Here is a 5,105-nt window from a genome sequence, read left to right as displayed (position 1 = left end):
GCCCCCCCCCCCGCCCCCCCCGGCCGCCCCCCCCCGCCCCCCCCCCGCGGGCCCCGGCCCCCCCCCGCCCCCCCCCCCCCCCCCCCGCCCCGCCGCCCCCCCCCCCCCCCCCCCCCCCCCCCCCCCGCTGCGTTGTCGGTGGCAGCCGATAGCCTGCACAAACAGATGAGCGAAGAAAAGGGGGACGACGTGCGTGTCCTCGGGGTGGACCCCGGGCTGACCCGGTGCGGAGTCGGCGTCGTCGAAGGTGTCGCGGGACGCCCCCTGACCATGCTCGGCGTGGGCGTGGTCCGCACGCCCCCCGGCGACGACATCGGCCCCCGGCTCGTCGCCGTCGAGCGGGGCATAGAGGAGTGGCTCGACCGCTTCTCGCCCGAACTCGTCGCCGTGGAGCGGGTGTTCAGCCAGCACAATGTGCGTACGGTGATGGGCACGGCCCAGGCGAGCGCCGTCGCCATGCTCTGCGCCTCACGCCGGGGCATCCCCGTCGCCCTGCACACCCCCAGCGAGGTCAAGGCCGCCGTCACCGGCAGCGGACGCGCCGACAAGGACCAGGTCGGAGCCATGGTGACCCGGCTGCTCCGGCTCTCCGCACCCCCGAAGCCCGCCGACGCCGCCGACGCCCTCGCCCTCGCCATCTGCCACATCTGGCGCGCCCCCGCCCAGAACCGCCTCCAGCAGGCCGTCGCCCGCAGCCGCCTCCAGCAGACGGCCGCACCGCAGCCCTCCGCCGTGAAAGGCCGAACCCGATGATCGCCTTCGTCAGCGGCCAGGTCGCCGCCCTCGCCCCCACCACCGCCGTGATCCAGGTCGGCGGTGTGGGGATGGCCGTGCAGTGCGCCCCGGCCACTCTCGCCCGGCTGCGGATCGGCGAGGACGCCCGGCTCGCCACCTCCCTCGTCGTCCGTGAGGACTCCCTCACCCTGTACGGCTTCGCCGACGACGACGAGCGGCAGGTCTTCGAGCTGCTCCAGACCGCCAGCGGCGTCGGCCCCCGCCTCGCCCAGGCCATGCTCGGCACGCACAGCCCCGACACCCTGCGCCTCGCCGTCTCCACCGGCGACGAGAAGACCCTCACCGCCGTCCCGGGCATCGGCAAGCGGGGCGCCCAGAAACTCCTCCTCGAACTGAAGGACAAGCTCGGCGCCCCCCTCGGCAGCAGCGGCCTGGTCGGCGCCCAGCGCGCGGCGGCCACCGGGCCCGCGCCGTGGACCGAGCAGCTCTCCGCCGCCCTCATCGGCCTGGGCTACGCGAGCCGGGAGGCCGACGAGGCCGTGAGCGCCGTCACCCCGCAGGCCGAGGCCGCCCTCGCCGAGACCGGCACCGCGCCCGTGCCGCAGCTGCTGCGCGCCGCCCTGCAGACCCTCAACCGGACCCGCTGAGCCACCCCGGCCCACCGGGCCGTACGAACAAGAAGGCATCCACCGTGAACTGGGACGACGACACCGCCGCCGAGGCCCCCGAGGACGGGGCGCGGCTCGTCGGAGCCGCCGCCGAGGGCGACGACCAGGCCGTCGAGGCGGCCCTGCGCCCCAAGGACCTCAGTGAGTTCGTCGGCCAGGAGAAGGTCCGCCAGCAGCTCGACCTGGTCCTCAGGGCCGCCCGCCAGCGCGGTGCCACCGCCGACCACGTCCTGCTCTCCGGCGCCCCGGGCCTCGGCAAGACGACCCTCTCGATGATCATCGCCGCCGAGATGGGCGCGCCGATCCGCATCACCTCCGGCCCCGCCATCCAGCACGCCGGGGACCTCGCCGCGATCCTCTCCTCCCTCCAGGAGGGCGAGATCCTCTTCCTCGACGAGATCCACCGCATGTCCCGGCCCGCCGAGGAGATGCTCTACATGGCGATGGAGGACTTCCGGGTCGACGTCATCGTAGGCAAGGGCCCCGGCGCCACCGCCATCCCGCTGGAACTGCCGCCGTTCACCCTGGTCGGCGCCACCACCCGGGCCGGACTGCTGCCGCCCCCGCTGCGCGACCGCTTCGGCTTCACCGGCCACATGGAGTTCTACGACCCCCAGGAGCTCCGGCGGGTCGTCCACCGCTCGGCGGGCCTCCTCGACGTCGAGATCGACACCGCGGGCGCCGCCGAGATCGCCGGCCGCTCCCGGGGCACCCCCCGTATCGCCAACCGCCTCCTGCGCAGGGTCCGTGACTACGCTCAGGTCAAGGCGGACGGCGTCATCACCCGGGAGATCTCGGAGGCCGCCCTGCGCGTCTACGAGGTCGACGCCCGCGGCCTCGACCGGCTCGACCGGGCCGTCCTGGAGGCCCTGCTCAAGCTCTTCGGCGGCGGTCCCGTCGGCCTCTCGACCCTCGCCGTAGCCGTGGGGGAGGAGCGCGAGACCGTCGAGGAGGTCGCCGAACCCTTCCTCGTACGGGAGGGTCTGCTGGCCCGCACGCCCCGTGGCCGGGTCGCCACTCCGGCGGCCTGGGCCCACCTCGGACTCGTTCCGCCGCAGGCAGCGGGCCCGACGGTGCCAGGAAGCGGACAACCGGGGCTCTTCGGGGCGTGACGGTGCGGACACTCGCCCGTACAGGAACCGGGGTGCGATGCTGGACGTTGTTCCATCGATGCGGACTCGCCTAGACTCCGCCGATGCCGCCCTTTCCGGTCGGCGCGCCCACCCCCGAAGATCAGGCCGCGGTTCTCCGCGACCATGCGAAGGAAACCCGTCCCGTGAACATCGTGACCCTCCTCCCCTTCATCGTCCTCATCGGGGCCATGTTCCTGATGACCCGCTCCGCCAAGAAGAAGCAGCAGGCGGCGGCGAAGATGCGTGACGACATGCAGCCCGGTACCGGCGTGCGGACGATCGGGGGGATGTACGCCACGGTCAAGGAGATCGGCGACGAGACCGTCCTCCTGGAGGTCGCCCCCGGCGTGCACGCGGTCTACGCCAAGAACGCGATCGGCGCGGTCCTCGACGACTCCGAGTACAACCGGATCGTCCACGGTGACGAGGAGGAGGACGAGGCGTCGGACACCGACACGGTCGTCCCGGACGACGCCTCCTCGCTGACCGAGGTCGCCGACGCCACGGAGACCGAGGACGCGGCGCCGAAGGCCGACCTGACGAAGAAGGCGGACGCGGCCGAGGCCGCGACCGAGGGGCAGAAGGACGGCAAGACCGACGGCGAGACCGACGCGAAGTAGTCGCGGCCGGGGACACCGCACACGCCCACCGGGCGCGCGCGGTGTCCCCGGAACGGTTCCACGTCTGCGGGGGATGGTCCCCACACATACTTCGTGGCCGTCCCGCGCACACCCGGCGCGGGACGGTTGGACAGGGAGATACGACAGGTGGCAGCACCGAAGAAGGGCCGAAGGCCGGCGGGGGGACAGAGCCGGCCGGGCCGCGCCCTGGCACTCATCCTGATCGCCATGGTCGCGCTCACCGGCGGAATGTTCTGGTCGGGGCACACCACCCCGCGCCTGGGCATCGACCTCGCCGGTGGTACGTCGATCACGCTCAAGGCCAAGGCCGAGCCGGGCCAGGAGTCGGCGGTCAACGAGACCAACATGAAGACCGCGGTCGACATCATCGAGCGCCGTGTCAACGGTCTGGGTGTCTCCGAGGCAGAGGTCCAGACCCAGGGCCGCGAGAACATCATCGTCAACATCCCTCGCGGGACGAACGAGAAGCAGGCCCGCGAGCAGGTCGGTACCACCGCCCAGCTCTACTTCCGGCCCGTTCTCGCGGTGACGAACGGCGCCCCCGCGCCCGCGCCGACCGCCGACTCCACCGGCTCCCCCTCGGCCAAGCCGACGCCGACCGCCTCCGGCGCGACCGTCGGCGGGAAGACGCCGACGACCGGCGCCACCCAGGGCCGTGCGCTCACCGAGGCCCTCAAGGCCCCGAGCCCCACCGCCACGACCACCGCCTCCGCGACGCCGAAGGCCACGGGCACCCCCACGGAGGCCCCGAAGCCCGACGCGGCCACCGCGGCGCTCGAGAAGAAGTTCACCGAGCTGAACTGCCTCGACCCCAAGCAGCGGAGCGCCGTGGGCCAGGGCGTCAAGCCCGCCGAGCCCACCGTCGCCTGTGGTGAGGACGGCCCCGGCGCCTGGTCGAAGTACATCCTCGGCCCGGCCGAGGTCGAGGGCCGCGACGTCGACGACGCCAAGGGCGTCTTCGACCAGCAGCGCGGCATGTGGATCGTCACCATGGACTTCACGGGCTCCGGCTCGAAGAAGTTCCAGTCGATCACCAGCAAGCTGTCGGCCCAGACCGACCCGCAGAACCGCTTCGCGATCGTCCTCGACGGCGAGGTCGTCTCGGCTCCGTCGGTGCGCCAGACCCTCAGCGCCAGCGCCGAGATCTCCGGCAGCTTCAACCAGCAGTCCGCCCAGGACCTCGGCAACATCCTGTCCTACGGCGCCCTGCCGCTGTCCTTCCAGACCCAGAGCGTCGACACCGTCACCGCCGCGCTCGGCGGCGACCAGCTGGAGGCCGGTCTGATCGCCGGCGCCATCGGCCTCGGTCTCGTCATCATCTACCTGGTCGCCTACTACCGCGGCCTGTCGCTGATCGCCATCCTCAGCCTCGGCGTCTCCGCGCTGCTCACCTACGTGATCATGGCCCTGCTCGGCCCGGCCATCGGCTTCGCGCTGAACCTGCCGGCCGTCTGCGGCGCCATCGTCGCCATCGGCATCACCGCGGACTCGTTCATCGTGTACTTCGAGCGCATCCGCGACGAACTCCGCGAGGGCCGTACGCTCCGCCCGGCCGTCGAGCGCGCCTGGCCGCGCGCCCGCCGCACCATCCTGGTCTCCGACTTCGTGTCGTTCCTGGCCGCGGCCGTACTCTTCGTCGTCACCGTCGGCAAGGTCCAGGGCTTCGCGTTCACGCTCGGTCTGACCACCCTCCTCGACGTCGTCGTGGTGTTCTTCTTCACCAAGCCGGTCATGACGCTCCTCGCGCGGACCAAGTTCTTCGGCAACGGCCACGCCTGGTCCGGCCTGGACCCGAAGCGGGGGGGGGGGCCGCCCCCCCCCCGCCGCCCCCCCCCCCCCCCCCCCGCGGCCCCCCCCCCCCCCCCCCCCCCCGGTGATGTCGATGCTCGGGGTTCTCGGTGGCCGGCTCCCCCGCGGGGAAAGCGGGG

General features: G+C 73.1%; 5 protein-coding genes. All 5 read left to right on the top strand.

Annotated features, from left to right (window positions below):
• Nucleotides 1–189: 189 nt before the first annotated feature.
• Complete coding sequence (gene ruvC / locus ACIRQY_RS21745) at nt 190–753, top strand: crossover junction endodeoxyribonuclease RuvC (protein ID WP_403928281.1); 564 nt, start codon at nt 190–192, stop codon at nt 751–753.
• Nucleotides 750–1,382: a Holliday junction branch migration protein RuvA gene (ruvA, locus tag ACIRQY_RS21740; protein WP_351787497.1), complete on the top strand. Its 633-nt coding sequence runs from the start codon at nt 750–752 to the stop codon at nt 1,380–1,382. The genes ruvC and ruvA overlap by 4 nt, the downstream gene beginning before the upstream one ends.
• Nucleotides 1,383–1,426: 44 nt before the next feature.
• On the top strand, nt 1,427–2,515 hold the full coding sequence (gene ruvB, locus ACIRQY_RS21735; RefSeq protein ID WP_403928091.1) for a Holliday junction branch migration DNA helicase RuvB: 1,089 nt from the start codon (nt 1,427–1,429) through the stop codon (nt 2,513–2,515).
• A 164-nt stretch (nt 2,516–2,679) separates the two neighbouring features.
• Entirely contained in the window at nt 2,680–3,156 is a 477-nt protein-coding gene (gene yajC / locus ACIRQY_RS21730; protein ID WP_403928089.1) for a preprotein translocase subunit YajC, read from the top strand.
• A 147-nt stretch (nt 3,157–3,303) separates the two neighbouring features.
• A partial coding sequence (secD, locus tag ACIRQY_RS21725; RefSeq protein ID WP_403928086.1) for a protein translocase subunit SecD occupies nt 3,304–5,105 on the top strand: 1,802 nt, incomplete at its 3' end.

It is taken from the genome of Streptomyces sp. NPDC101490 (assembly GCF_044767145.1).
Lineage (GTDB): Bacteria > Actinomycetota > Actinomycetes > Streptomycetales > Streptomycetaceae > Streptomyces.
The sequence above is the reverse complement of the archived record's forward strand: the minus strand, read 5'-3'. Positions and strand labels throughout refer to the sequence as shown.